Origin of the sequence: Helicobacter heilmannii, assembly GCF_001283065.1 — a bacterium.
Taxonomy (GTDB): Bacteria; Campylobacterota; Campylobacteria; order Campylobacterales; family Helicobacteraceae; genus Helicobacter; species Helicobacter heilmannii.
The window spans coordinates 43,948-68,371 of record NZ_CDMK01000001.1 but is presented as its reverse complement, the minus strand read 5'-3'; the positions used below and the strand labels follow the sequence as shown (position 1 = coordinate 68,371).

Below are 24,424 nucleotides of genomic sequence, written 5' to 3'. Positions count from 1 at the left end.
CCCCCCCCCCCCCCCCAGTTGTGCCGGGTAGAGTTGTGAAATACCCACTAAATAAATCCAATGCCTCTTGTTCTAAGGGGGTTAGGGCAGTGTTTTCTAAATTTGTTACTTTAAGATACGCTTGAAGTTCCCTCAAGCGCTCCGCTTGAAGTTCCCTTATAAATGCCTCTATTGCCTCAAAAGCAATTTTGTTATTCTTGTCAAAGGGCAACAGGATTTTCTCTTGACTGACTTTCGTCCAGCCGGATTTGTTACTCCAATTAAACTTGGCTAAGACCTTATTCAGGCACACGACCAAAAACAAATATTGCAAGCGGTTTAGCTCTTTGCCCTTAAATTTTAGGGCGTAGCAATCCTGCAACAGCGCAAATTCTCTAGGTTGGTAAAAAGCGGGCGCATCGCCATTAGCCCCCACAGAAATCATATTTTCCAGCACCAAAGCCCCCTCTTTTGGCATATAACAGGCAATGCCGTTGTTTTGCGTGGTGCAAGTGATGGCCGGGATATAGCCCTCTTTGGGTTCTGTGGGTAAAAGCCGTTTTTGGTGGTTGTGTTTGGCAGGCTTAAACACCTCAAAAATCTCCCCTAAAAACACCCCACGCCACTCTAGGGCGCACAAAGCTTGCCAGCTTTTTAGGCGTGGGTTAAGGGCTTTCCCTCTGTGCCTTTGAGCACTAAGCTCACTTCATAGGCTAAGAATTCTGCGACACTGCCTTTAAAGTCGCCTAACTTGGGCGTGGTGTCAATTTTTTGGTGTTGGGCGTAGGTCCAATCCTTGCCCTCAGTGTTGATTTTATCCTTAATGAAATGGTCTTTATAAAACTTTGGATCTTCATCATGCACCACAATATTGATTAATTCTTGGTAGCGCTCTTTAGCGTGATCGGTGTCGCGTAAATTGGTGCTCGCCTTTGCCTTTTTGCGCGCCGCGCGGGTGTAGCCATCGTTGCTAAAGTCTATGAATTTGACATTTTTATTTGGGTCGTGGGGCACTCCCACATCAAAAACATAGATCGCCGTTTGAACGCTAGATTTACCCACGAACAAATCTAGGGGCATTTTAATGCTCGCCACTAGACTGCTGTGCTCTAAAATCTTTTTGGTGTAAATATCGCCATTGCCACTGCCGGCATTTTCTTGGATGATCACCACCGCGCGCCCGCTGCTCATTCTTTCTAAGGCGCGTTCTACAAAGATAAAGCCCTTGCCCTTGGCGCTGTAGGGGGGGTTGAGCAAAAACACATTGGCGTTAAAAGGTTTGCCCTCTTTTGCCCCCTGCCCGTAGTTGCCCTCAAAATCCTCTAGGCTGTCTTGGTGTAAGAAATTCGCACTTCCATCGCCTAATAAAAGCATGTTCAGCACGCCCAGCAGGTAAATATCTGCGCGCTTTTCCACCCCTAAGAGTTGGTATGCCCTAATCTTGGCGATCTTTTCCTCTCTCTCTTTGGGGTTGGTGATTTTATCCATGCAATCTTGAATCATTTTATTCATGCTTGAAATCAAAAACGCCCCCGAGCCGGCGGCATAATCCCAAACATAAGAATCTTTATTGACTTGGGCGAGTTCTACCATTAAATCCACCACCATACGGGGGGTTAAAACCACATCATTATTAATGTCATCTTTTTCGCTCACGGTGAGCCATTTAGTAAGAGAGTTAAAAAGTTTGCCCGCAATGTCTGCACTGGTGAGCTTTTTCACCAAAGGATAGACCCCCTCTAAAAACCGCCCATAAATCTTTTTCAGCTGACTTTCTGCGATGTTATTTTTGCTAACCCAAAGATCAGCGTGGATAAATACACTTTTGAGCTCATCAACAACCATCGCAATTTTTCCGCTGGGTAATTTCTTGGCGTTTAAAAAGGCTTTGATTTTCTTTAAAAATTCATGCCCATCGTGGGTGTCCTTGTCTTGTTCGCTTTTTAAATCCTCTAAGCCCAAAGCCCCCACCCCGGGGTTTGCCTTTGTCTTTGGCACGCCTGTAGCTGCCATGATCATCCCCACTAGCAAAGCTACACGCTTATTATTTTTTAAATTTAAAATGTCGTCATGCAAGAATTGGTTAAGCTTGTTGAGTTGGGCCTCTGTCTCACTCTCCAAATCCTCGATCGCCTTATTGCGCTCTGCCTCGCTTAAGGTGAGCTCATTTAAGGTTTTTTCTAACTTTTCTAAATCTGCCAAAATCCCCAAATCGCTAAATTCCCCAATCTTTTGGGGCACGGCTAGGTGCTTGGTGTTGAGGTAGTAAAGGGCGTATTCTTTATACATCCTGCCCGCCTCTTCATAGCCATTGATCCCTATGGCGATTGCTTCATTGTAGCTATAACTATAATCTAAAATCGCATTGGCGTAGTGCAGCGCGCCATTGAGGGCGTAATTTTTAATGGCGTTTGGGCTAAACTCTGGGCTATGATCCTTGCCAAACTTGGCTAAACGCCCTTTAAGCCCCTTGATCTCAATCATCACGGGCAATTTGCGCGCGCTGGGCGTGCTTAAAAGCAATTTGAGATCGGGGTAATTCTTGCCACTCCCCCCGCTCTTTGAGGGAGCTTTTTCTAGGGCCCGCCTGATCTCATCGTTGATTGTTTCTGTATCGGTGTAATAGGGGATATTGAGTTCATCTAGCTTGTTCGTAATTTGAAGTATCGTGCGGTTTTCAACGCTTGGCATGGCTTCCTTTCAATAAAAGGGGCATTATAGGGGATTTAGGCAAAAAAGGGGGTTAAGATTAAGGATTGTCAGCCTTAAAAAAGTGGGGTGGATGGCAAAATGCTAGGGTCTAGTTTAAGGGCTGGCTAAGGTGGTTGGCTTAAGGGAATTAAAAGGCCAACTACAAGGATCAGCCAAAGGGCTAAGATTTTTCAAAAAATATGCTAGAATGCGCTTTTGTTTTTGGCACAACAAGAAAATTGACTTTGGGACTTTGTATGCACCTTAAAAACTTGCCTTTATTTTCACCCCCCCCCCCCCCACCGCCACTAAGTACACGCCCCCCCCCCCCCCCCCCACAGCCACTAAGTACAGCTGAACTAAAATTTTATTCTAGCCCCTCGCCTTTTTCTACCCCTGCCTTTCATCTCTTTTTATGTCTATCTTTTTGCCCCAATCGCAAACCATCAATCCAATTTATTTAGGAGCACAACATGGATTTTAAAAGTTTAAAAAGTAAGAAGTTCATACTTGTTGGAATTTTGTTAATTGTGGTATTGGCCCTTTTACACTTATTCAAACGGAATACAGAGATGGGTGATCGACAATCACAACTTATCTATGAAAAATCACTCAAGACGGATAAAGAACAAGACATAGATTCAAAAATTAACACCAAGATTAAGCTTGCATACCTAGATATTTATGGCAGTGGAACCATCAAAAAGTATGGCGAAGCTTTTGATTTACTGCAAAGTGCACTTTTAGATTTAACGGGACAAAAAGGTGCGATTGATTTAGACAGAATAAACCCTAACGAATACCCCAAAAGCGAGTGGAAAAGATTAGGGCAGGTTTTGCAAGAGTTGGGTTGCTTTTACAAAAATGGAAAAAACGATCAAGGAGAGGGTCCTAACAAAGATTTAAAAAAAGCAGAAGCCTTTTTCCAAAAAGCCATAGAGTTTGGCAATCAAAAAGCCAAGAAGAAATTAAAAGAGCTTAGGGATTTTATGGAGCAATCCCATCAAAACTAAATCTTAAATCTAAATCTTACAAGGAGCAAAAATGTTAGTTGTGTTGAAAAAGCGTGTGTGGCAAGTGGTCTTGCTGTTGGCAATGGCTTTAGGGGTTTGTTATGCCAATAGTCAGGCAGAGGAGTATTACAAAATGGCAAAGTCTTACCTTGCTAGCAAGGACTATGGAAAATCTATCACCTACTGGAAAAAGCTCATAGAAATGGGGGATGCTCGGGGGTATAATGGAATGGGGGTGATGTATCAAAATGGCGCAGGCGTTGAAAAAGATTACTCTAAAGCCCTGCAATACTTACAAAAAGCCGCAGAGATGGGGAATGCTTTGGCTTATAGAAATTTAGGGGACATGTATTTTTATGGCAATGGTGTTACTAAGGACAACTCTAAAGCCCTGCAATACTACCAAAAAGCCGCAGAGATGGGGGAGACTAGGGCTTATTTCGACTTGGGGTTGATGTATTTCGATGGCAAAGGTGTTGCTAAAGATTACTCTAAAGCCCTGCAATACTTCCAAAAAGGGGCAAAAATGGAGAATGCTAGCTCATATGGCATGTTAGGGATCATGTACGAGAATGGCATGGGAGTGGAGCAAGATGGCAAAGTGGCGCACCATTATTACCAAAAATTTTGCCAAATTGCGAGAAATAAAGAGGTTTGTCAAAGAGCTGAAACCCTAAGCAAAATCCTAAGCAATGCGCCTCAAAATCATAATGTGGATGCGTATCTCAAAGCTGCAAAATTTTATTTTGAAAAAGCCCAAGATTACGATGACAAAGGTATGGAAAATCTTCCGGAAAATCGTAAAGATTTTCGTAAGCTGACGGACGAGCAGTCAAAGAAATACAAGGATATGTCAGATTCTTATTACAGCATGGCAGATTCTTATTACCAAGCAGCCAAGGAATACTATAAAAAAGCGGCAAAAATGGGAAGTGCCAAAGCTTATACTGCTTTGGGGCATCTCTATTGCGACCATGATTTTTATGATAATCAAAGTCCAGATAATCAAAACATATTTCGTGATGATCAAGACACAGATGGCAAAAACACAAGTGCCCTTCCAAAAATTTTAGAATACTATGAAAAAGCTGCCAAGATGGGGGATGCTGGGGCTTATACTGCTTTGGGGGGTTTATACAGAAGTGCTGAGTGCGCAACGGCAACAGGTGTGTTCCTAAAGGGGGCGTCAGAAGCCAAAGCCACAGAATATTTTAAAAAGGCTTGCCAACTAGGTGATAAGGAGGGTTGTGAAGCTTTAAAACAGAATGAGCAAAATTGATGGACATAGCACAACAGAAACAAGATTTGATACAACAGAAAGGCGTTTGGATGGTCTTGGGTTTCTTTAATTGCCAAAAGTGGCTAGGCATTCTCTTGGTAGCGTTGGTAGTGGCTTGCATGCCCTTAAAAGCGTTTTACGATAACATCCAAGAGAAGATCAGCCCGCTTGTGCGTAATGGAATTGAGGCGCAACAAAACGAGCAATACCAAAAGGCTTATGAGATTTTTAAGCAAGCACATGAAGGGGGCGATGTGTTAGGCACGGCACTTTTAGGTTCGCTTTATGCCAATGGTCTAGGGGTGCGGGCAAACCCCACTAAAGCTAAGATTTACTTTAACATCGTGCTTAAAAATGACGACCTTCAAAAAGAAGTGAGTCGGAATCGTGCTCAAGACCACTTTAAGACAGATATCTTCGTTCCCACTTATCGCAGTGCGGCGATGATTGTGGCTAATTTAGGATTGGCACATTTGTATGAAGTAGGCTTGGGGGTAGAAAAAAGCCCTAAAAAGGCGTTTAAGCTTTACAAGCTTATTCTAATCAACATGGGGGCTAATAAAGGGCGTAATAGCGGTTTAGCCTTTCTTGTAAATGCTGCAACTCTTGGTCTTGGAGGGGGTCTTACGCAGATCGCATTGGGCAACGCTTTTAAACTAGAAAAATTGCCTGTGGCAGTTTTGGCAAAACTTCCCTTTATAAAAACTCTAGTGGCGCAGACCCTTTATAAAATGGGTATGGCTTATAAAATGGGGGTTGGCGTATGGCGTAACCGCAAAAAAGCTAAAGAGTGTTTTAAAATGGCACTTGATTTAGGAAGCGATCCGGCGTTAGAAGCTATGCGCGATCTCCAATAGATACAAAAGCACAAGAAAAGGATTAGGCATGTTGGTTAGTTTGTGTAAGCAGGTAGTAGGGATTTTAGGGCTTGTGTGGATCGTGTGTGTCCCCTTAAGCGCGTGGCAACAGGACAAGTATTTAAGCGAGGGCGGTGTGGAAATAAAAAAGGGGGTTGACTTGCTCTTTAAGGGGGTTGATGCGCTTGAAACGCACCATGACAGGCAAGCTTTTACATACTTCAAACAATCACACCAACATGGGAGCATCTTAGGCACTACCTTTTTAGGCATTGTCTACATGGAGGGTAGGGGAACTGCGCCAGATTATTATCTAGCCAAATCTTATTTTGATTCGGCATTGCGGCAATTGCGTGTCTTGCTTAAGGCGAATAGCGCTGAAGAAGAACTAGCTACTGGGTCTACACCCATTCAAAATTTTGACACCAGCATTATCGCCAATTATGGTTTGGCAACGATGATCCAACAAGGTTTGGGTATGCCAAAAGACCCTGAAAAAGCCTTGCATATGTATCGAGAGATCATTGTTGCGCTTGGGGCTAATGGAGCAACGGCTGTTTTGAGAAAAACTAGTAACGGACCACGCTACCAGGGTGAACTTAGTGTGATTACTGATTCGGTTCTTGATTTAGTAACAGCGATGCCTTTTAAGCATGTTATTGATTTAAAACTCTTAAAAGCTTCCTATTATAGTAACAATAAAATAGCTAAAGAGTATGTTGGTAAAACCCTTTACCAAATTGGGATGGCTTATAAAATGGGGATTGGCACGGGCAAAAAGCGTGGAAAGGCTAAAAAATTCTTAGAAAAAGCCGTGGAGTTTGGCAATGAAGAGGCGATGCAGGCCCTAGAGGGGTTGGAGTAGCCTAAAAACTAAGCGCTGCAGCATAAATCCCACAGCGCACAAATCTAGGAAAATTGTATGGGTTTTAATGTTAATCTGTGTTATCATAGCGGTTTTAAAATGCAAAGGATTGGCATGCCAAAAGCTTGGCGTTTTTTAACGGGGATTTTGTTAGCGGGGATGGCTTTACACGCCCAAGAAGCCACGTATAAAGTCTATAACAAAGCCTTTAGGAAACTCGTCAACACCAAAGAGCAACCCCAACTGCTCTATAATAATGGCAAGTGGCTAGATGGCCCGCAGGTCTTGGCCAATGGCGATGTGGCCATCAGCGATGTACGCGCCAATGAAGCCCTGTTGGTACAAAGAAACGGCACACATTTTCAGGTCCGCCCGTGGTTCACCCCCGCCGGGCCGCAAAATGGGCACGCCCTAGACTGGCAAGGGCACTTGCTCGCCACCAACTATGGTAAAAAGGGGATTGAAAGGCTAGAAAAGGGGCACTGGAAAGTGCTTGTGGACAATTACAAGGGGCAAAAGTTCAACAGTCCCAACGATTTAACGATCGACCGCAAGGGGCGCATTTACTTCACCGACCCCAAATTGTGGTACAACATCCACGAACAGGGGGATGAGTATGTCTACCGCTACGACCCCGCTACACACGAGATCAAACGCCTAAGCACCCCGCTTTTAAAAACCCCAAATGGGATCGCTTTAAGCCCGGACAACAAAACCTTATATGTCGCCGACAGCCAACTTGTCCACAACCCCGAGGATCAAAACCTCAAGCACCAAATCCTCGCCTACGACCTCGATGGTGAGGGCAACCTGTCCAACCCGCGCGTCTTTGCTACAATCCAGCCGGGCTTTCCCGATGGCATCAAGGTTGATCCGCACGGCAATTTATGGGTGAGCAATGGGCATGGGATTGCAGTGTTTAATCCCAAGGGCAACATGTTAGGCGAGATCATTTTACCTCAAGTGGTGAGTAACTTAGCCTTTAGCCTTAGCCCCAAAGCCTTACAAACCCTGCAACAGCACCGCGTTTTTGCTGCAGAGGATAGTCCAGCGTTGTTGTTTGTCACCTCTGGCTCTAATCTGTATGTCTTTAGGCTTGGGGAGGATTTTTAAGGCTGCGTTTGCCGTCTTGGTTGTGTGTGTAGCCCAGCTTGTCTAGGTGTTCTAGGTAGGCGATGGCGTATTTGCGTGAGAGGTTTAGCTTTTCTTTGAGCCGCTGGACATCTAGGCAACCTTTGGTGCGCAAAATCTCTAACATTGCATTTAAGACTTTGTCTAAAGCACTTTTAGCAATAAAGACATTATGGCAAAGTCTAACCACTTTCTTTTGCTGGCAAAGGGTCTTTAGTGCCGTATCGCCCACTTGGCGGTCAATGTCTAACGAATCGTAAAGGTTGTAGGGGGCTTTGGGGGTGAGTTGCCCTTCTAAGAGCAGGTGGTAAAGCTTGTCTTGCAACTTGTCTTGGAGTTTGTCTAATTGTTGGTGGGCTAAGAGCCACAGCCCCCGCTCGTGCTTTAAAAGCCCTTCTTTAGCCAGCGCGCTAAAGGCTAGATTTGCCAAATGGGGGCTGATGTAGCTGTGCTTGGAGCTAAGGCTTTTGGGGCTAAGCAGGGCTTGGGGGTTTTGGGTGTAGATGTTTTTGATGGTGTGGAGCACATCTTTAAGGGTCTCAGCAGGATAGAGCACAAAGTCTTTAGCATCGACCAAAACGCCCTCCAAAGTGTTGGCAATCTCTAGGGCTCTTTGGTGTGTGCAGCCAAAGCGCTGCATCGAGGAGAGCAGGCCAAAGCCCTTTTTATGCGCCTTAACAAGCAGGCTAAAGGCACTCTTTAAGTCCCCTTTGGCTAGGGCTTCAAGTAAGGATAATTTCACGGGCTTTTTGAGCAAATCCACAATGGGGTTTAATATTTTTGCCGCCCCCCACACCCGCTGGTTCACACTAAGAATCGCCATGTCCAAATAGCAGGCAAAGACGGGCGCGTCCAGCACTAAAGTGGCAAAAGGGTATTCCAACATAAGCACTCTAGCATTGAGTCTATGGGTGCCGATTTGCACGCCCACGCTTTGGTTGTGCTTTAAGGGGTCTTTGTCGTAGGTGTTAAGCTGTACATCTAGCCTGTCAAAGCCGCGCAAATAACCCTTTGTGCTTAAAAGCATGCCCACCTTTAAATCCCCTGCCTTGACCCCCTGTAATTGCAAAGCCACGCGCTCGTGTATGCCCGCCCTTGCTACCTCCTGGCCATGCTGGTGCAAGGTCTTTACCCCCGCCACCTGGTTTAAAGGAGCGATGAAGACTGGATCGCCCTTGTGTACCATCCCGCCCCACACGCTCCCACTCACCGCCACCCCCCGCCCGGGCAACACAAATACCCGATCCACATACAGTCTAAAGAGCTGTTCTAAGTCTGAACCCATTTGGCGTTTTTTAAAGGGGTGTGTGCTTAAGAAGTCTTTAAGTTTTTGAAGACTTTCTGCAATGTAAATGCTGCACGCCAAGACCTCTAAAATCTCTAAAGGATAGGGCTTTAAGGCAGCTAAAATGGCCTCTTTAGCGGCTCTTATGTCCGCGCATTTATCCGCCTTAGAGAGCACCAAAATACAAGGGATTTTTAATAAAGAAAGAACTAACGCGTGTTCTAAAGTTTGCTCCCTCACACCCTCGTGTGCATCCACCACAAATAACCCCGCGTCAAAACCAAAACTGCCCCCCACCATGGTAGATATAAGGCTTTTATGCCCGGGCACATCAATGAAGCCCAAAGTGCGCCCTTCAACCTTTAAATGGCTAAAACTCAAATCAATGGTGATGCCTCTCTCTTTTTCGTGCACACTGGTGTCGCCCTCAAATCCCGTCAATGCCTTGATGAGCGCGCTTTTGCCGTGGTCAATATGCCCACAGGTGCCTAGGAGAAAATAAGGAGGCATTATCTGGGCTGCAGTAAAACTTTAATCCCCCCCTTAAGCACAAGGGGGTTGTTCACATCGCTCACCCGCACAAAGCGGACTTTACGATCAAGGTGTAGGCTGATTTTCTCGGTGGGGTTCTCTGCCGCCATATACTTCAAGATGTGTAAGGAAGAGTCAAACAAACTCACTTGTGGCTGCCACTCCGCGCTGCGGGCAAAGACCACCAAATGCCCGGGGCTGGTGATGTCTAGCCAATACTCTCCGCTGATTTCTTTAAGCTCTAGGGCGTGCCCGGTGGGGATTAAAGGTGTGGCATGGGCCAGGCGAGGCGTGAGCACTCTAAAGGCGTAGGTCCATTCTTTGATATTCTTGCGCCCCAAATCCACTAAATCAAAGCCGTATTTGGCAAAGAGTTTGGCGGTGAGCGTGGGGTCTAGGGCATATTCAGTGCTTAAGCTAAAGGTCGCGCTACTGGTGTCCTCTTGGTGTTGTACCTGCAAGACACTAAAGTAAGCATAGCCCATGGAAGAGAGCACACTTTGGATGGTTTTAAGCAAAAGTAGGGGAGAGGTTTTAGCCACAAAGCGCACTTGCAGTAAAGAGGGGTGGTTAAATTTTAAAGGCAGGAGCCCGTTTTCTTTTAGGGTGGTTAAGACCTTTCTTATTTGGAGTGTGCCTTGGTCGTAAAAGCTAGCGCGGTCTTGAAATACCCTACGGATAAAATTCTGGTTGATTTGGTAGAACGAGCGGTCCATCAAGTTTCTGATCTTGGCATCGAGCGCATCAGCACTTAAAAGGGCACACAAGAACGCACCCAGGAACAATATTCTCACTGGCTGCGTTCTTGGTAGTGGGCTAGACTCAAGCGGACAAAGCCTCTTTTAGGGGTGTAAAGTAGGCGTACAGAGCGGTCCCTATTAAAATCCATGCGTTTGCCCTCCGCCTCAATGGATAAATGCCCATTACCAAAAGCCAAGAGCCATCTATGCCCCTGGGTGTCTAAGCTGAAGGGCTCTGTAATGGTGGTTTGGCTTTTATGTTTGGTTTTTAGATCGATGGTTTCTACCCACAGCGCACCCTTGGTGGGGGTGATGACAATTTTAGGGTACTCTGTTGCTTGTTTGGGGGCATCAGTGGGGGGAGTTGTGGCCTGGGCTGTTTTTAGGCTTGTGGGGGCTGTGGGAGTTTTTAGTGCGCTTTGGAGGGCTTTGCTTTCTTGGGGTTTAGGGGTGGCCTCTGTTTTGGCCTGGTCGGGGTCTTTGAGGTTACTGTCTTTGGGAGTGGACGAGGTTGGAGCGGGCTGTTCGTCTTTGCTGGCTGTTAGGGCTGCTTGGGGTTCTTTGGCTTTGCTTTCTACATCACTACTTGGGCTGATTTTTTGCTCTTGGGTCGTTGTGTCCTCTTGATCTTTGGAGTCTTTGTAGTGGTTGATAAAGAAGAACACCCCAAGCCCCACCACCAACACCACCGGTAAAACTAAAAACGATTTAGACTTTTTGGACTCGGGGGTGGGGGGGGTGGGCTCACCTACTTTCTTATTGTCTAAAAAGGGGGAAACATACTCTTGGGTACACTCGGGTTTCTCTTTTGGCGGTTGTTCCTGTCTTTTTGGCTCTTGTAGTTTTTCGGGTACTTTGGATTTACTAGAGGGTTTTTTAGATTCTTTGGCTTGTTCTTGCGCTTGAGACTCTTTAGTCTGTTCTAGTTTTTCGGGCTGTTCTTTGGCTTGTTCTTGTTCTTGCACTTTAGGGGGTTCTTGGCTCTGTTGCTTGGCTGACTCTGTTTTTGGCGTGTGTTTTTGTTTATGGGGTTCTTGGGACCTTTGGGGTTCTTTAGAAAGCCCGCTTTCTCTTTTAATCCCAAAGAGGTTTTGGTCATACTCCACGAGCCATTGGCTCAAATCCACCCCATACTCTTTCTCCAAAATCTGCACAAAGCCCACGGCATGCACCCTTTGCACAGAATCAAAATCCTTTTCCAAAATCGCCTTGATTTTGGGGTTTGACAGCTTGGTGTCTTGCGCGATCGTTGCCATGCCCTTCTTGGCCAACAATGCCAAAGTTTCGTCCAGTTTCTTGCTTTTTTCTTCTTCGTTCATTTCCTTGCCCTATCCATGATTATAGCCCCCGCTACACTCACATTTAAAGAGTTGCTGCCCTCTTGCATGCAAATATGTAGCAAGCCATCCATTTTGTTAAGAATTTTTGTCCTTAGTCCCTCTCCCTCAGCCCCTAGAAACACTGCCAAACGGGGCGCAAAATCCACAAAGCGCACATCCGCACCCTCTAAATGCGCCCCATAGCATACTACGCCCGCCCCCTTAAGCGCACAAATGGCATCCAAGAGATTGGGGCACACGCAAAAAGGCACGCTATAGAGCGCGCCCAAACTTGCCCGAACCAAACCCTCATAGGGTAGGGGGCGATCGATTAGCACGCCCTCAAACCCAAGTGCTACCACACTCCTAAACAACGCCCCCACATTGCCTATATCGCTAAGTCCGCACAGCACCAATAAGCGGTCATAAGTCTTTAGCGTGGCTAAATCACTTAAAGTGGGGGGGAAGACTTTAGCCAAAAAGCCTTGGTGATTGCCCCCTTTTGCCAGTGCTTGGGCTTTTTTAAAGTCCAAACGAGTGATGGGGATATGCACACCTTTAAGCAGGCTAAAGGTTTTGGGGTCTATGTCCTTGGCCAAGTAGAGTTCTTGGAGTTTATCGGGATGGTTTTTTAACATGTGTATCACCACTTGTTTGCCAAAAACAACCATTTAACCCTCTAAAGTTTTGGCGTAGAGAGCTTTGGGAGCGGTGTTTGTGAGCCGGGCTAAGAGTTTTGCCTTGACTTTGGGGGGCAAAGACATTTGGCTAATCTGCGTGTAAGAGAGGCTTAACTCCGCCTCCTCTTGGCAGTTTAGCACCAGCACCCACTCACCAAGCAGGGCTTTGCTCCCCTGCAAGGCCTTAAGCTCTGTGGCGACCTTAAGCACAGAGCCTTTAAAGCGCTGTTCGTGTAATTTACTCACCTCTTTTATGGCAAACAAACTAGAGCGGCTAAAAAGCGCACTCAAATCTTCAAGAGTGTCTAAAAGTCTTTGTGGGCTTTCGTAAAACACGAAAACGCCCCCCTGCCCCTTAAGCCTTGCCAAGAGAGTGCGCCTGCTTAGTGCCTTTGGGGGCAAAAAGCCTACGAAGTTAAAGCCCGCGCTCTCAAACCCGCTGGCACTATAAGCCCCCACGCACGCGCTGGCCCCAGGCAAGACTACATAGGGGATCTTGTGCTCTTGGGCGAAGGCGACTAGCTTTGCACCCGGATCGCTCACGCAGGGCATACCCGCATCGCTGATAAACACGACTTCCTGCTCTGTAAAGAAGCTTGGGGGGGTTTGGCGCAAAAACGCCTCTTGGTTGTGAGAGTGGAAGGGCAAAAACTGCTTGGGGGCGGTGTTTTTTAAAGGGGTTGCCCACGCTTGACTTTTAAGCAAAAACAAGAGCCTTTTACCCACGCGTACATCCTCACACAAGCATACGGCGCAGTTGGCCAGGGCTTCTAAAGCCCGCCAAGTGACATCCTTCAGGTTGCCAATAGGGGTTGCGCTGAGAGTGAGCAAGTTTATTGCATTTTGTATTTTTGTTTGAAGCGCTCAACACGTCCTGTAGTGTCGGCGATTTTGTCGCTACCGGTGTAAAAGGGGTGGCAGAAGCTGGAAATGTCGATCCTTAGCTCGCTCTTGGTGCTTAAAACCTCAATCTCTTTACCACTGGTAACGCAAGTAACCTTGCAAGGTACATACTCGGGGTGGATGCCTTTTTTCACTAAAACTCCTCAAAGTTTTCGCCGATTATAGCCTATCTTTGCTTAGTTTTTGGGGGTGGTTTTTGCTAAAATAGGCGGGCAAATCAAAATAAAGGAAAACCATGCCTCTTATCAACATCAAACTTGCCAAGGAAGAAACCCCCGTAACCCCCGAGCAAAAAAAGGCTCTCATTGAGGGCGCAACAGATTTATTAGTCAAAGTGTTGAATAAAAACCGCGCCACCACGGTGGTACTCATTGAGGAGCTCACTCCAGATAGTTGGGGCATTGGCGGGCAAAGCGTGTGCGAAATCCGCCAAAACGCCAAAAAATAAAACCCAAGCCTCTTAAATGGGTGGGCGGTTTAGGGCTTGCAAGCAAACCCCACTAAAGGCATAAAACTTAAGTCTTCTTGGGGTTTTTCGCCTTGCCAAATTCAAAAATCGTTTTGGCTTTTTTGATTTGCGCCAGTATTAGGGAGGTTGGTGTGCCCTCCATGTTTAGCACAATCTCTTGGCCCTGTGCACTCTCTAGCACGCCCCTTATACGGGTGTTATCAACAAGTTTGCACTCCAACAACTCCCCGATCGATAGGGCAAAATGGCGGGGTTTGCTAAGAGTGCGCTCTAACCCCATAGAGCTTACCTCTAGGGTGTAGTCTTTTAAACCTGGCATGCGCACATCTAAAAGCGGAGAGATGAGCAAGCTTGCCTCTTGGCACACATCGAGGCTTGTGGGGCGATCTAAGGCCTTAATGCTGATTCTTAAAATATCGGTTCGGTTCTCTTTTAAAAACGCCACATCGTAAAGGGCGCAGTTAATGCCCTCTAGGGTTTTTTTCAAGAGTTGTTCTAATTCGAGAGTGTCCATCAATTTGCCTTTATACGCGCAAAGAGGGCATCGAGCCTTTGTTGCTCCTCTAGACTCTCATCAATGGCAAAGACAAAGTTGGGGCATTTAAACCATCCGCTCACCTGCAAAACATGCGCCTTAAGCATGGGGGTTGCCTTTTTTAGGGCTTTAAGACTCTCTGTGCGCTCCTCTTGGTTTAAAAATACCCCGTCTATGTAGGCTTGGGCGTGGTATTTTCCCTTAGAACAATGCACTCTGGTTAAGGTGAGCCCGCTTAAGCGGGGATCATCGAGTGCACTCAACGCTTCTTGTAAATACTCTAAAAGCCCCGCATCCAGGCGTTTGGCGTGTATGTTTTCCATTAAAGCACCCTTGTTTTGTGGATTTCTTTAAAACTCTCAAAGACATCGCCCACCCGTACATCGTTGTAGTGATCGAGCATGATCCCGCACTCATAGCCCTTAGACACTTCGCTCACATCGTCTTTAAAGCGTTTTAAGGACACGATTTTGCCCACATGTACCACCACGCCATCGCGGATCAAGCGCACTTTGATGCCCTTGTTGATCACGCCATCGACCACCATACAACCCGCGATCGTACCTACTTTGGGGATCACAAAGGTTTCTCTCACCTCAGCTTGGCCGGTGTCCTCCTCCTCCACAACGGGGCTCATCAAGCCGCTCACAAGGGCTTTCATGTCATCGATCAAGGCGTAAATCACGCTGTAGGTTTTGATCTCCACGCACAATTCTTTAGCCTTAATGCGGACATTGCCCGTGGGACGGATATTAAAGCCCAACACCAAGGCGTGGTGGTTGTTGGCAACAAGACTCAAATCGTTTTCACTGATCGAGCCCACCCCTGCGCCAATCACCTGCAGGCTCACCTCCTCATTGTTTAAGGCGAGCAAGCTATGCTTGATTGCCTCTAGGCTGCCTTGGGTGTCGGCTTTAAGCACAATGGGGATATTTTGCAATTCTTTATTGGCGACCATCGAAGCGAGCTCGTCTAAATGCACCTTGGTGCTCTTGCTTAAAGCCTTTTGGCGCAAGTAAGTCGCCTTTTTATGCGCCAAACTCCTAGCGGTGTTTTCGCTATCGACCACCACCAAGACCGAGCCCGCCATGGGCACTTCGCTAAGCCCTGTGATGAGTGCCACATGTGAAGGGCCTAGGGCTTTAATGACCTTGCCCTGATCGTCTGTCATGGCGCGCACCTTACCAAAGGCGACATCGGCAACCACCGGGTCGCCCACTTTCAGCGTACCATTTTGCACGATCACAGTCGCCACCGCCCCCCGGCCCTTCTCCACGCTCCCCTCCAACACCACCGCCTTAGCCGTGGCACTGGGCGATGCCTTGAGCTCCATGATCTCGGCTTGGATCAAAATCGTTTCCAAGAGATTGTCGATACCCTCGCCTGTTTTAGCCGAAATAGGGATAAACTCGTGCTCCCCGCCCCAATCCCTGGGGTTGAAGCCCAGCTCAGCGCATTCTGCCTTGAGCTTATCCACATTGGCGTTTTCTTTATCGATCTTATTCATCGCTACGATGATCTGCACGCCCGCCTCTTTGGCTTGCTTGAGTGCCTCGATCGTTTGGGGCTTGACCCCATCGTCTGCGGCGATCACAATAATGGCAATGTCGGTAACCTGCGCTCCCCTCTTACGCATTTGGCTAAAGGCCTCGTGCCCGGGAGTGTCGATAAAGGCGATCTCTTTGCCCCCCTTTTGCACCATATAAGCCCCGATGTGCTGGGTGATCCCCCCAGCCTCACTGCCTGCTACGCGCTGGTTGCGGATTTTATCCAAAAGCGAGGTTTTGCCGTGATCCACATGCCCCATGATCGTAACCACGGGCGCGCGCTCGCTCAAATCCTCCTCGCTCGCCTCGGCTTGTGTGGCCTCTTCTACGAACACCTGCGTGCTTTCCATCACCACCTCTAGCCCAAATTCTGCCGCTAAAATCTCAATGGCATCTCTATCCAAGAAGTCGTTTTTGGTAACCATCATGCCAAGGCTAAACAGGGTTTTGATCACATCGGCGAGGTTTAAATTAGCACTCTCGGCAAACTCATAAACCCGCACTTCCTCCGAGATCGTGATGCTCCCCTGCACGCCTTTTTGCGTGTTGTCGGGGCGATAAACTCGCCTTTTTTTTGTGGAGCGGCGGATGCCCCCCTCGCTCATCCATGGGTTTTTACGCTGGATTTTAACCCGATCGGCTAGGGGGCGCGGGGTGGCCTCTTCAGGAGCTTCCTCTTCCTCTAAATCCTTGACATGGAAGTCAAAGAGCATGACCTCATCTTGCTCGTCCTCGTAAAGATCGTTAAAACCCCTATCTTGAGAGAAGTCCAGCTTATGCGCCCGGCTCTTTGCGCCCGGTTTAGCGGTGCTTTTGGCGGGCTTGGTAGATTTCTTAGGTTTGATCTGTTCTTTGGGCTTGGTGCTAAGCGCGCTCGCTCGCGCAGCGGCTCTAGCAAGCGTGGCTTCCTCCTGATCCGTGCGTTTGACGATGCGAATGCCCCTTGTGCGCCTTAAGAGTGGCTCGGTTGTGGGTGGAGGTGGGGGGGTCGGGGTGGCCTCTGGAGCTTTTGGCTCTAGAGTTTCTATCTTTTCTAGTATCTCTACTTTTTCTGCCTTTGGTTCCACCTTTGCCTCTGCCTGTACCTTTTTAGGCGCGTCTTTAGGGGTGGCACTCCTGGGGGTAGGTTTAGGTTTTTCGCCGGTGCTCACGATCTCAATGCTGCGCTTTTTTTGTACTTGGGGCTTTTTAGGCGCGGCTTTGGCGGGCTCTTTTTTGGGCGTGTTCTCTTCTTTAGCTGCCTCTTGTTTGGGGGCGACTTTTGGTGCACGAGGAGCGTTCTTGTTGGTGATGAAGTCATAGAGCTTGCCGGCGGTTTCTGCGTCTAATTTAGAATTGGTTTTCAGGCTAAGGCCCATTTCTTTCGCCTCTTCGATCACCATTTTCACATCGGTGCGCCCCAACTCTAGGGCAAAGTCTTTTAAGGTAATGTCGCTCATTTTGTCCTGATCTCCTCTAGCCAGCTTTGCAAATATTGTTTGTCTTTGGGGGTATTTTTGGTTCTCAACACTTGTTTTAAAAGGTTTTTATTGTCCAAACACGCACGGCACAAATAAAAACTACGCCCCACACCGCTAAAGGGTAGAATGCGCCCCTCTTGCACGCTAAAGCGCAACAAGACCGCCTGTGAAAAACTCCGGCGGCAACACACACAAGTACGCATGGCATTTTTAGAACAAAAGGCACTAATCCTCAACCTGCACTCCTTCATTGTCAAAATCTAAAACCATCACCTTAAAGTTATAATACTTTTTTTGTAATCTTGCTTGTAAATCAGGCGCATCTTCAGCATAACAGAGATTAAAAAAGGACGATCCACTGCCAGAGAGTGTACTCATCAGTGCCCCGTTCTCTAAGGCGAGCTTTTGCACCCCATAGAGCACAGGATAAAGGCGCATGCGCCTATCTTGATGCAAGCGGTCCTTAGAAGCCACGCGCAACAGCTCCCACTTTTCTTGCATAAAAATCATCGCCATTAGACTCGAGCGGGAGAGATTGTAGATCGCATCGGTATTGCTGTAGCGTTTAGGCAGAGCATGTCTAGCAAACTTCGTAGAGATCGAGTACGTGGGGATCACCACCACCGCCTTAAGGTAGTCAGGGACTTTGGTGCGCAGGTGGTAGGCCTTAAGCCGTCCATTGATCTTCTCCACCGTCGCCACATTAAAACCCCCAAAAATGGCGGGCGTAACATTGTCGGGGTGGTTCTCATACACCAAGCTTTCCTCTAAAATCGCCTCTTTGTCTAGCTTTCTGTGCAAATGATAGCTAAGAGCCCCCAAAGCCCCTACAATGATCGCCGAACTACTCCCAAGTCCCCGAGAAATGGGGATGGAGCTATAAAAAGAAAACTCAAAATTCTCGTTGATCCCCCGCTTGGCCAACGATTCCTTAAAAATCTTGACAAAAATATTATCCACCAAGAATTTAGAAAACCCCTCGCCCTCGCCTTGGATTCTGATGCTGGTAAAGGTGGCGGGAATCACACTAAAGCGGTTTCTAAGCGACAGACCTAAGCCCAAGCAATCAAAACCGGGCCCTAAGTTTGCACTCGTAGCAGGTACACTAACGACCAATCCACTTCCTGATTTTCAATATATGCTCTCCATTATACCTAAATTCCTTAAACGGGGGGTAAAAAATACAGCGGTTCGTTGGTTGTGCTAAATAAAAGCGGATCTAAAGTGGGGGGTAAGCGCATTTCTTGGCATGGGGGTGGACTCTCAAAGGTTTTAAGCACCACCTGATCGCCCTCATACACATAAAAGGACTTACCAAAGGCTTTAATGGGGCTGTTCTCGTTGAAGGCAAAACCTAGGGCAGAGCGTAATGGGGTGGGGTTTAAGAGCACCCATGCATGCACAAAAATGTGCGTGAGTTTCATCGCCATGAAACTGCCCGGCCCCCTCACATAGCAAAGGGCTTGGATGCTTAAACGCCGCATTTCCAGCCATTTTAACATGGCTTCAAAGATTTGGATTAAGGCAGTGTTGGTGCGTTCGTTTGAGTTGAAAGCATGCAAGAACCGCCCATCCAAGGCGTAAACCCCGACTTGGGTGGGTTCTTGCAAAGAAAGGATCAGGACTTGACAACCTTTAGTTGCGTTGCTAAGTGGTTTAATGGTAGGCGTGCACCATTTCCATAGATTTGACTTGTTGCAAGCTTGGGGTTAAATTCAAATGCACGATCTCATAAGCCTTGGTTTCAAGCACCTTTTGCACAAGTTGGGCGTTGAGTTTGTGGCTGCCCATGCAAGCTTGGTAAGCCCCGACTACGCTCATGCCTAAAAAGGTAAGATCGCCCATCGCGTCTAGGATTTTATGGCGCACAAACTCATCTTCATAGCGCAAGCCCTCCTTATTTACAATACCATGCTCGTCTAACACAATACAATTATTTAAATTGCCCCCCTTGGCTAACCCAATGGAGCGCAAGTAATTCACCTCTTGCAAAAAGCCAAATGTCCTAGCCTTGGCGATCTGTTCCTTGTAGGCGTGTTTGGAGAAGGTAAAGTTGTAATGCTGTTTGCTAATCGCCGGGTGGGCAAAGTCAATGCTAAAATCAAAAGAGAGCAGGGGGGCTGGGCCAATTTTAACAAACTTGGGACCCTCTTGCACTTTGACCTCTCGTGTGATGCGCATGAAGGGCTTTGGGGTTTCGAGTTCAGCAATGCCCGCTTCATCCAAGAGCATGCAATGGGCGATGGCGGAGCCGTCCATGATGGGAATCTCTTCATTATCTACAGAGATTTTTAGATTGTCGATTCCGTAAGCACTGATAGCAGAGAGCAGGTGTTCAACCGTGGAGATTTTAGCTTGTGGGTTAGTGTGGCTACCTAGAGTGGTCGCCATCGTGGTGTCGATCACATTGGTGCGTTCTAAGGTGATGTCTACACCTAAATCCGATCGCTTAAAAACAATCCCACCACCCGCTGGCATGGGCTCTAAAATCATTTTGACCGGCACACCCTTATGTAGACCGATGCCGACTAACTCCACTTGTTTAGCAATTGTTCTCTGTTTCATGCAATGTCCTTTATGTTGACTATATCGCCATTTTTAGTAATCAGTTTTAATTTTGTGTTCTCATTAATGAGATCTAAATGTACTTGGCTTAGGATTTCACCTTGAAAGACAATATGTGGGGAGGAGACATTTTGAAGCACCATATATGCACCCATGCAAATGATGATCCCCTCACATTTACCGTAAATATTGATGTTTTGCTCGGTGTAAATCTTCGCTCCATGGTTGACATTACCTAGAATCACTAGACTGCAAGGGCTGTCGATCTCCTCCCCGCTACGGATGTGCCGCTCATAGATTTGCACTTGGGGGTTTTTGGGATTTTCTTGGAGCTTTGGTGGTTCTTGCTCTTTAAGGTCTAAGGCTTCGTAAAGCATGGTATTGCTGCTTATTTTGCCATGGAGTTCTTGGGGACTAAAGCTGTAGGCAAGTTCGTATTTTTGTAAGCTTTGTTGTACTTCAGGGGGGATGGGGGTTTTAAACAAGAGCAAATAATTTTTGAGCAAAGGGGCGTTTTTGTCAATGAAGTTTAAGTACTCTTGGCTTTCAGCCCCCTCCAGTTCAAAACAACGGATTTGCTTTTGTCGTGTCCTTAGCATCGTTTTATTTCTCCTGGATTTTGTGTTGTGCTTCTTGGATGGTGTCGTTCAGGCTGTTGATGAAATGGGCATCCATCCACTCATTGGGATAAACCGGCACCCCTTGGATCAAAATATTGAAGTGCACATGGTCATACTTGCTGGTTCTGTTCTTGCCACTATAACCCAGCACGCTATTTGGCTCTAGGGTGTCTCCCTTGTTGACCAAGAAGTCCGATAAGCTCCCATACATCGCATACACCCCTAGACCGTGCGAGATGAGCACACTCTTGCCATAACTTTCGATCTCCTCTTCTAGCACTACCCTCCCCAGGTTGCTCGCCACAATTTTAGAGTGCCGTCCAAAGAAATCCACGCCGTAGTGGGTGAACTCACCCACTCTCTCCTTGCCGAAGGTGTAGATTTTGCGGGTACCAAAAGTGGCTAAAATCCGTGGTTTATTGCCCAAGGGTCTGAAAGGGTTTAGGGCAATGGGTTCGTAAGCCAAGACCTTCTTTAAATCTTCTTGGATGGTCTGCTGGATGCCCAACCTTGCATCCAAGCGGTTGAGAGCGGGCAAATGTTTTAGACTCTCTAGGGCGGCTTGTTTGCTTTTGTAGTCCTTGCTCAAGTCTGTGGTGTATGCACGGATAGATACTTTGGTATTTTTGATCAATCTTAGAGGCAGACTGGTGAGGTTATAGGCCTTGTCCCTCGCAAAAATTTCCCCATCAAAAGTACGGTGGAGCAAAGACCAAGGGAAGATCACGATATAGTAGCCATCCTTCATGAAAGAAAACACTTTGAAGTCCTCAAAGCCGTTGTTGAACCACACCCGATCGAGCGCGTCCTCTTGTACCTTAAAGACCACAAGTGCACTTCCTCCATAGGTGATGCGACGCGACTGGGCAATCGTTTGGATTTTAGGGGGGGTGGTGTCTAGAACCAAATCAAAAACCTTCGTACTGGTGTTACCATTGAAAAAATTGGCGTAACTCCAGTCCCTCACCTGGATTTCATAACGCAAGAGGGTTTGGTCGCCCAGCTGGATGGTGGGCTTGGGCAACTCAAAACTTAAACTCGTGGGCTCGTCTAGGACGATTTGGTCCTTCTCATACACAACCAAGTGGTTATTGGTGGTGGTTTTAATGTGGTAAGAGCGGATTTTAGCTGGGGTGGCTAGATTTACTTGGATATTGGATTTTAAATTCCAATGCGTGGGGTTTTCTATGACGCTGGGCCGTGGTGCAGCCACATGCATGGTTAGAGAAACATGGGCCGTATTTTCTTTGGTGATGGTGTAGTTGTAACTTAAATAACCCCCCGTCACCAACAAAGCCGTTAAAACGATGCGCCACAACACAAAACCCCCTTAGAAGGCATATAAAATGTTCATCACAAGCAAGCTACTGCGCTTAAAGCCCGTATCTTCACTAATGAGCTGTTGGCTGTTGCTCTTGCTAGTGTAAATGGCGGGGGTTTCAAAACCCAGCCGCAAGTAGGTGATTGGGATTTTTGTCCCCACTTCAAAGCGCAAATGGCGGTTGTAAGTGAACGCCACGCCAAGATTGATCGTGTAATCCACCTGTACCAAGGTGTGCCACAGGGTGTCTGGACTGCTAAAACCAGCTTGCACCACTTGGCTAAAGGCATTGTAGCGTTTATCTTTAAGTACCATCAGCCCCACGCCAAAGCCCGCATACGCCCCGATAAAATGCTTTTTCTGCCTTTCAAGGGGCGCGTCAAAGAGCATGTCCATGTTTAAAGAACCCAGCCCATAAAAAAATCCCCCAAAGCCCCTAGGAGTCGTGTTGCCATTGAGCGTGGTGTATTTGCCAAACCCGGGGATGAAGAGCAAATCCCCATAAATACGGGTGCCAAAGTAGGGGTTAAAATACTGCTGGTAGCCCAGCTCCACATTCATCATGTTGGCCGCCCCGCTCAAATTGGGCAAGGTGCTAAACATCTCTTGTTGTTCTGGAGTCCCTAAAACCACACTTTTGGCTTGTTGGCTGTTGTAAGACTCAGTGATGAGCCCCCAGCCATAGCCTCCGCCTAAGAAAAATCCGCTTTTGTCTTTGCCGATTTGGCGGTTGAGTGCCTTCCTTGCCCGCTTATCTTTTCTGGTATATTTTGCATGGGTGTTTTTAGGGGATTTAGAGGATTTATATTGGGTTTGGGGCACAACCCCCATGTCCTTGATTTGCTCTTTGAGGTTTTGGATTTGCTCATCGAGATTGCGCAGACGATTGGGGTTTTGAAAGTCTTGGACTTTTGTGTCTTCTTGGACTTTGGAGGGCAGGACATGCAAATCGTCTTCGATGGTCTGTGTGGGCTTGCTTGGGGATTTATGAGGGGCGATTTGGGGGCTTTGGGGTTGGGGCTTAGGTCGTTGCAACTCCCCTTCGGGCAATAAATAGGGCTGTAGATTGTCTGTAGGGCCACCCATGCTTGGATCTTCTTCAAGCATGTCAGAAACAGCCACTAAAGCGGGCAAAGGCTGGGCTTGCATCCAAGCCCACACAAGACCCATTGCCAAAAAAGTTCTCATTAAATCCCTTAGAGTAGAAAGTTATAGCTGATGTAATAGATATTTCCGCCCGCAAACGAGTACGAAAAGGCGTGGCTGTACTTGATCGGCGGGATTTTCAGGGCCAGCTCGATGCGGTGGCGCGTGTTTAAAGTAAGAGCCACGCCCAAGTTGATGATAAGTCCAAAGCCATTTGGGTTGTTCTTAGCACTTGCGTAGTCCTTATACCCACTCCAGCCCACGCCAAGTCCGCCAAAGACCCCCACAGCGTATTTTTTGTATTTATCTACGGGCTTGTCCATCACGAGGTCTAAGTCCATCGTAGCGATTTGGTAGGTACTGGTTTGCCCTGCTTGTAGCACACTTTGTGCCACCCCACCTAGATACTCCCCATATAGGCGCAACCCTGCCACTTCGCTACGGCCCAAATACTTTTGGTAGCCCACACGCACGCCATAGATCAAGGGAAAACCCTTGTTGGTGATCCCATTGACCTTTAAACTTGTTTCTGCTAGCACAGCTCCCAAAAACAACCCACTCTTTTTCTTTGCCATTTTTTGGTCTAACTTGGCTTGTTCGGCTTCATAAAGCTGCCCTTTGAGCATGTAAATCTCGAATTGCCTTTCTTGGATGGCAGACCTGGCACTCAGCACACAAACCACACAAGCACACAAAACAAGGGGCTTAAAAGACATATTGGTAGCCCACATGCACAATCCCTCCCCACCACGAAATGTCCTTATTGGCGAGCAGTTTAAACTCCAACTCCACGCGGTTATGCCCAAAAAAGTTAAACGCCACGCCCGTATTGGCCATCATTCCAAAAAATGAGTTGGTGCTAATCCCCTGTGCAACCACACCCACACCCACACCCAAAATGAAGCCCACCGACAAATACCGCCCCACAAAGGGCAACACCGGATCGATCATCAAATCTGCGTTGATCATCGCACTTTGGTAAGCGACGCGCCCAAAACGCGATTGTTTGGGTACGCCCCCGATGTATTCAATGTAAATGCGCCGGCCCACCACATTGGGGCGGAAGGTCTTGGCAAACAAAGAGGGGCGGAAGGTCTGGTAGCCAAAGCGCACCCCAATTGCCCATAGGTAGTTGAGATTATTGCCCGTGATGGTGGCACTGCCCGTGCGCTCCCTGATTTGGTTATTGTAAAAAAACCCCGTGCTAAGCCCGATCATCAATCCTGTTTTTTTCTCGGCATCTTGGATGTCGGTGATGAGTTGTTTCACCCGTTTATCAGTGTAGGCTTCGTAAAACTTGATGTATTTGTAATACCTAGGGTCTAAGTGCTCATAATCAATTTGGTCTGACCCCCATAAAAAAAGTGGCAAAAGCAAAAAGGGGGCAAAAACCCCGCTATTGATTCTCAATTCATCACTCCAAACAGCTACAAGGCATGCATGCATCTTTAGCCTTATCATAGCATTTTAAAGGTAAAATGTCCTAAA

26 protein-coding genes are annotated in these 24,424 nt (G+C 47.3%); 6 read left to right on the top strand and 20 right to left on the bottom strand.

Annotated features, from left to right (window positions below):
- Both AOG36_RS00380 and AOG36_RS00375 read right to left on the bottom strand, forming a co-directional pair.
- A partial coding sequence (locus tag AOG36_RS00380) for a restriction endonuclease subunit S (RefSeq protein ID WP_238374868.1) occupies positions 1-595 on the bottom strand: 595 nt, incomplete at its 3' end.
- A 38-nt stretch (positions 596-633) separates the two neighbouring features.
- Positions 634-2,670, bottom strand: coding sequence for an HsdM family class I SAM-dependent methyltransferase (locus AOG36_RS00375; protein WP_015107551.1), 2,037 nt, complete (start codon positions 2,668-2,670; stop codon positions 634-636).
- Between the two features lie 473 nt (positions 2,671-3,143).
- On the opposite strand from AOG36_RS00375, the gene AOG36_RS00370 reads away from it, so the two are divergent.
- The 5 genes from AOG36_RS00370 to AOG36_RS00350 all read left to right on the top strand — a co-directional run bounded on the left by AOG36_RS00370 (position 3,144) and on the right by AOG36_RS00350 (position 7,797).
- Positions 3,144-3,683, top strand: a complete 540-nt coding sequence (locus tag AOG36_RS00370) for a hypothetical protein (protein WP_053825335.1) — start codon at positions 3,144-3,146, stop codon at positions 3,681-3,683.
- Positions 3,684-3,765: 82 nt separating this feature from the next.
- Positions 3,766-4,962: a tetratricopeptide repeat protein gene (locus tag AOG36_RS00365; protein WP_238374879.1), complete on the top strand. Its 1,197-nt coding sequence runs from the start codon at positions 3,766-3,768 to the stop codon at positions 4,960-4,962.
- Positions 4,963-5,012: 50 nt separating this feature from the next.
- A complete protein-coding gene (locus AOG36_RS00360; protein ID WP_015107547.1) occupies positions 5,013-5,819 on the top strand; it encodes a tetratricopeptide repeat protein in 807 nt (268 codons plus the stop codon).
- Positions 5,820-5,847: 28 nt separating this feature from the next.
- Positions 5,848-6,684 (top strand): tetratricopeptide repeat protein, encoded by an 837-nt coding sequence (locus AOG36_RS00355; RefSeq protein WP_015107546.1) that lies wholly within the window; start codon positions 5,848-5,850, stop codon positions 6,682-6,684.
- Positions 6,685-6,798: 114 nt separating this feature from the next.
- Positions 6,799-7,797: an SMP-30/gluconolactonase/LRE family protein gene (locus AOG36_RS00350; protein ID WP_231850659.1), complete on the top strand. Its 999-nt coding sequence runs from the start codon at positions 6,799-6,801 to the stop codon at positions 7,795-7,797.
- Here the strand turns inward: AOG36_RS00350 and selB are convergent.
- Genes selB through rpmE form a run of 6 tightly spaced genes read right to left on the bottom strand, consistent with a single transcriptional unit; the run spans position 7,775 to position 13,407 of the window.
- Positions 7,775-9,610: a selenocysteine-specific translation elongation factor gene (gene selB, locus AOG36_RS00345; protein WP_015107544.1), complete on the bottom strand. Its 1,836-nt coding sequence runs from the start codon at positions 9,608-9,610 to the stop codon at positions 7,775-7,777. The two genes, AOG36_RS00350 and selB, sit on opposite strands and share 23 nt — an antisense overlap.
- Positions 9,610-10,425, bottom strand: a complete 816-nt coding sequence (locus tag AOG36_RS00340) for a hypothetical protein (protein ID WP_053825334.1) — start codon at positions 10,423-10,425, stop codon at positions 9,610-9,612. Before AOG36_RS00340 ends, selB begins: the two co-directional genes overlap by 1 nt.
- Entirely contained in the window at positions 10,422-11,690 is a 1,269-nt protein-coding gene (locus AOG36_RS00335; RefSeq protein WP_015107542.1) for a hypothetical protein, read from the bottom strand. The genes AOG36_RS00340 and AOG36_RS00335 overlap by 4 nt, the downstream gene beginning before the upstream one ends.
- Positions 11,687-12,361: a TrmH family RNA methyltransferase gene (locus AOG36_RS00330; protein ID WP_015107541.1), complete on the bottom strand. Its 675-nt coding sequence runs from the start codon at positions 12,359-12,361 to the stop codon at positions 11,687-11,689. The genes AOG36_RS00335 and AOG36_RS00330 overlap by 4 nt, the downstream gene beginning before the upstream one ends.
- Positions 12,362-13,201, bottom strand: a complete 840-nt coding sequence (rsmI, locus tag AOG36_RS00325; RefSeq protein WP_015107540.1) for a 16S rRNA (cytidine(1402)-2'-O)-methyltransferase — start codon at positions 13,199-13,201, stop codon at positions 12,362-12,364. It lies immediately after the preceding gene.
- 2 nt (positions 13,202-13,203) lie between these two features.
- Positions 13,204-13,407: a 50S ribosomal protein L31 gene (gene rpmE, locus AOG36_RS00320; RefSeq protein WP_006017939.1), complete on the bottom strand. Its 204-nt coding sequence runs from the start codon at positions 13,405-13,407 to the stop codon at positions 13,204-13,206.
- Positions 13,408-13,508: 101 nt separating this feature from the next.
- Here rpmE and AOG36_RS00315 point away from each other — a divergent pair, with 101 nt between their 5' ends.
- Positions 13,509-13,721 (top strand): tautomerase family protein, encoded by a 213-nt coding sequence (locus tag AOG36_RS00315; RefSeq protein WP_015107539.1) that lies wholly within the window; start codon positions 13,509-13,511, stop codon positions 13,719-13,721.
- Between the two features lie 67 nt (positions 13,722-13,788).
- Here the strand turns inward: AOG36_RS00315 and rimP are convergent, their stop codons facing one another.
- The 12 genes from rimP to AOG36_RS00255 are packed head-to-tail and all read right to left on the bottom strand — an operon-like array spanning position 13,789 to position 24,382.
- Positions 13,789-14,256 (bottom strand): ribosome maturation factor RimP, encoded by a 468-nt coding sequence (gene rimP / locus AOG36_RS00310; protein WP_015107538.1) that lies wholly within the window; start codon positions 14,254-14,256, stop codon positions 13,789-13,791.
- A complete protein-coding gene (rbfA, locus tag AOG36_RS00305; RefSeq protein ID WP_015107537.1) occupies positions 14,256-14,600 on the bottom strand; it encodes a 30S ribosome-binding factor RbfA in 345 nt (114 codons plus the stop codon). The genes rimP and rbfA overlap by 1 nt, the downstream gene beginning before the upstream one ends.
- Positions 14,600-17,263, bottom strand: coding sequence for a translation initiation factor IF-2 (gene infB, locus AOG36_RS00300; protein WP_053825333.1), 2,664 nt, complete (start codon positions 17,261-17,263; stop codon positions 14,600-14,602). Before infB ends, rbfA begins: the two co-directional genes overlap by 1 nt.
- The gene (locus AOG36_RS00295; RefSeq protein WP_015107535.1) at positions 17,260-17,520 is read right to left on the bottom strand and encodes a YlxR family protein; all 261 of its coding nucleotides are present in this window, start codon (positions 17,518-17,520) and stop codon (positions 17,260-17,262) included. Before AOG36_RS00295 ends, infB begins: the two co-directional genes overlap by 4 nt.
- On the bottom strand, positions 17,510-18,400 hold the full coding sequence (thrB, locus tag AOG36_RS00290) for a homoserine kinase (protein WP_053825332.1): 891 nt from the start codon (positions 18,398-18,400) through the stop codon (positions 17,510-17,512). The genes AOG36_RS00295 and thrB overlap by 11 nt, the downstream gene beginning before the upstream one ends.
- Positions 18,401-18,447: 47 nt before the next feature.
- Positions 18,448-18,894: a hypothetical protein gene (locus tag AOG36_RS00285; protein ID WP_015107533.1), complete on the bottom strand. Its 447-nt coding sequence runs from the start codon at positions 18,892-18,894 to the stop codon at positions 18,448-18,450.
- Between the two features lie 46 nt (positions 18,895-18,940).
- On the bottom strand, positions 18,941-19,849 hold the full coding sequence (gene lpxC / locus AOG36_RS00280) for a UDP-3-O-acyl-N-acetylglucosamine deacetylase (RefSeq protein WP_015107532.1): 909 nt from the start codon (positions 19,847-19,849) through the stop codon (positions 18,941-18,943).
- Positions 19,846-20,448, bottom strand: a complete 603-nt coding sequence (locus AOG36_RS00275; protein WP_015107531.1) for a septum site-determining protein MinC — start codon at positions 20,446-20,448, stop codon at positions 19,846-19,848. Before AOG36_RS00275 ends, lpxC begins: the two co-directional genes overlap by 4 nt.
- 4 nt (positions 20,449-20,452) lie before the next feature.
- Positions 20,453-21,790 carry a M23 family metallopeptidase gene (locus AOG36_RS00270; RefSeq protein ID WP_015107530.1) on the bottom strand — a complete coding sequence of 446 codons (1,338 nt, stop codon included), beginning with the start codon at positions 21,788-21,790 and terminating at the stop codon, positions 20,453-20,455.
- A 9-nt stretch (positions 21,791-21,799) separates the two neighbouring features.
- Positions 21,800-22,978, bottom strand: a complete 1,179-nt coding sequence (locus AOG36_RS00265) for an outer membrane beta-barrel protein (RefSeq protein ID WP_053825331.1) — start codon at positions 22,976-22,978, stop codon at positions 21,800-21,802.
- An 8-nt stretch (positions 22,979-22,986) separates the two neighbouring features.
- A complete protein-coding gene (locus AOG36_RS00260) occupies positions 22,987-23,667 on the bottom strand; it encodes an outer membrane beta-barrel protein (protein WP_053825330.1) in 681 nt (226 codons plus the stop codon).
- Positions 23,642-24,382, bottom strand: a complete 741-nt coding sequence (locus AOG36_RS00255) for a hypothetical protein (protein ID WP_231630338.1) — start codon at positions 24,380-24,382, stop codon at positions 23,642-23,644. Before AOG36_RS00255 ends, AOG36_RS00260 begins: the two co-directional genes overlap by 26 nt.
- Positions 24,383-24,424 lie beyond the last annotated feature (42 nt).

Excerpts from the sequence above, each read along its gene's own strand:
- AOG36_RS00375 (WP_015107551.1), bottom strand. The coding sequence starts at position 2,670 with ATGCCAAGCGTTGAAAACCGCACGATACTTCAAATTACGAACAAGCTA.
- AOG36_RS00370 (WP_053825335.1), top strand. The coding sequence starts at position 3,144 with ATGGATTTTAAAAGTTTAAAAAGTAAGAAGTTCATACTTGTTGGAATT.
- AOG36_RS00365 (WP_238374879.1), top strand. The coding sequence starts at position 3,766 with ATGGCTTTAGGGGTTTGTTATGCCAATAGTCAGGCAGAGGAGTATTAC.
- AOG36_RS00360 (WP_015107547.1), top strand. The coding sequence starts at position 5,013 with ATGGTCTTGGGTTTCTTTAATTGCCAAAAGTGGCTAGGCATTCTCTTG.
- AOG36_RS00355 (WP_015107546.1), top strand. The coding sequence starts at position 5,848 with ATGTTGGTTAGTTTGTGTAAGCAGGTAGTAGGGATTTTAGGGCTTGTG.
- AOG36_RS00350 (WP_231850659.1), top strand. The coding sequence starts at position 6,799 with ATGCCAAAAGCTTGGCGTTTTTTAACGGGGATTTTGTTAGCGGGGATG.
- selB (WP_015107544.1), bottom strand. The coding sequence starts at position 9,610 with ATGCCTCCTTATTTTCTCCTAGGCACCTGTGGGCATATTGACCACGGC.
- AOG36_RS00335 (WP_015107542.1), bottom strand. The coding sequence starts at position 11,690 with ATGAACGAAGAAGAAAAAAGCAAGAAACTGGACGAAACTTTGGCATTG.
- AOG36_RS00330 (WP_015107541.1), bottom strand. The coding sequence starts at position 12,361 with ATGGTTGTTTTTGGCAAACAAGTGGTGATACACATGTTAAAAAACCAT.
- AOG36_RS00315 (WP_015107539.1), top strand. The coding sequence starts at position 13,509 with ATGCCTCTTATCAACATCAAACTTGCCAAGGAAGAAACCCCCGTAACC.
- rimP (WP_015107538.1), bottom strand. The coding sequence starts at position 14,256 with ATGGACACTCTCGAATTAGAACAACTCTTGAAAAAAACCCTAGAGGGC.
- rbfA (WP_015107537.1), bottom strand. The coding sequence starts at position 14,600 with ATGGAAAACATACACGCCAAACGCCTGGATGCGGGGCTTTTAGAGTAT.
- infB (WP_053825333.1), bottom strand. The coding sequence starts at position 17,263 with ATGAGCGACATTACCTTAAAAGACTTTGCCCTAGAGTTGGGGCGCACC.
- lpxC (WP_015107532.1), bottom strand. The coding sequence starts at position 19,849 with ATGAAACAGAGAACAATTGCTAAACAAGTGGAGTTAGTCGGCATCGGT.
- AOG36_RS00275 (WP_015107531.1), bottom strand. The coding sequence starts at position 20,448 with ATGCTAAGGACACGACAAAAGCAAATCCGTTGTTTTGAACTGGAGGGG.
- AOG36_RS00265 (WP_053825331.1), bottom strand. The coding sequence starts at position 22,978 with ATGAGAACTTTTTTGGCAATGGGTCTTGTGTGGGCTTGGATGCAAGCC.
- AOG36_RS00260 (WP_053825330.1), bottom strand. The coding sequence starts at position 23,667 with ATGTGGGCTACCAATATGTCTTTTAAGCCCCTTGTTTTGTGTGCTTGT.
- AOG36_RS00255 (WP_231630338.1), bottom strand. The coding sequence starts at position 24,382 with ATGCATGCATGCCTTGTAGCTGTTTGGAGTGATGAATTGAGAATCAAT.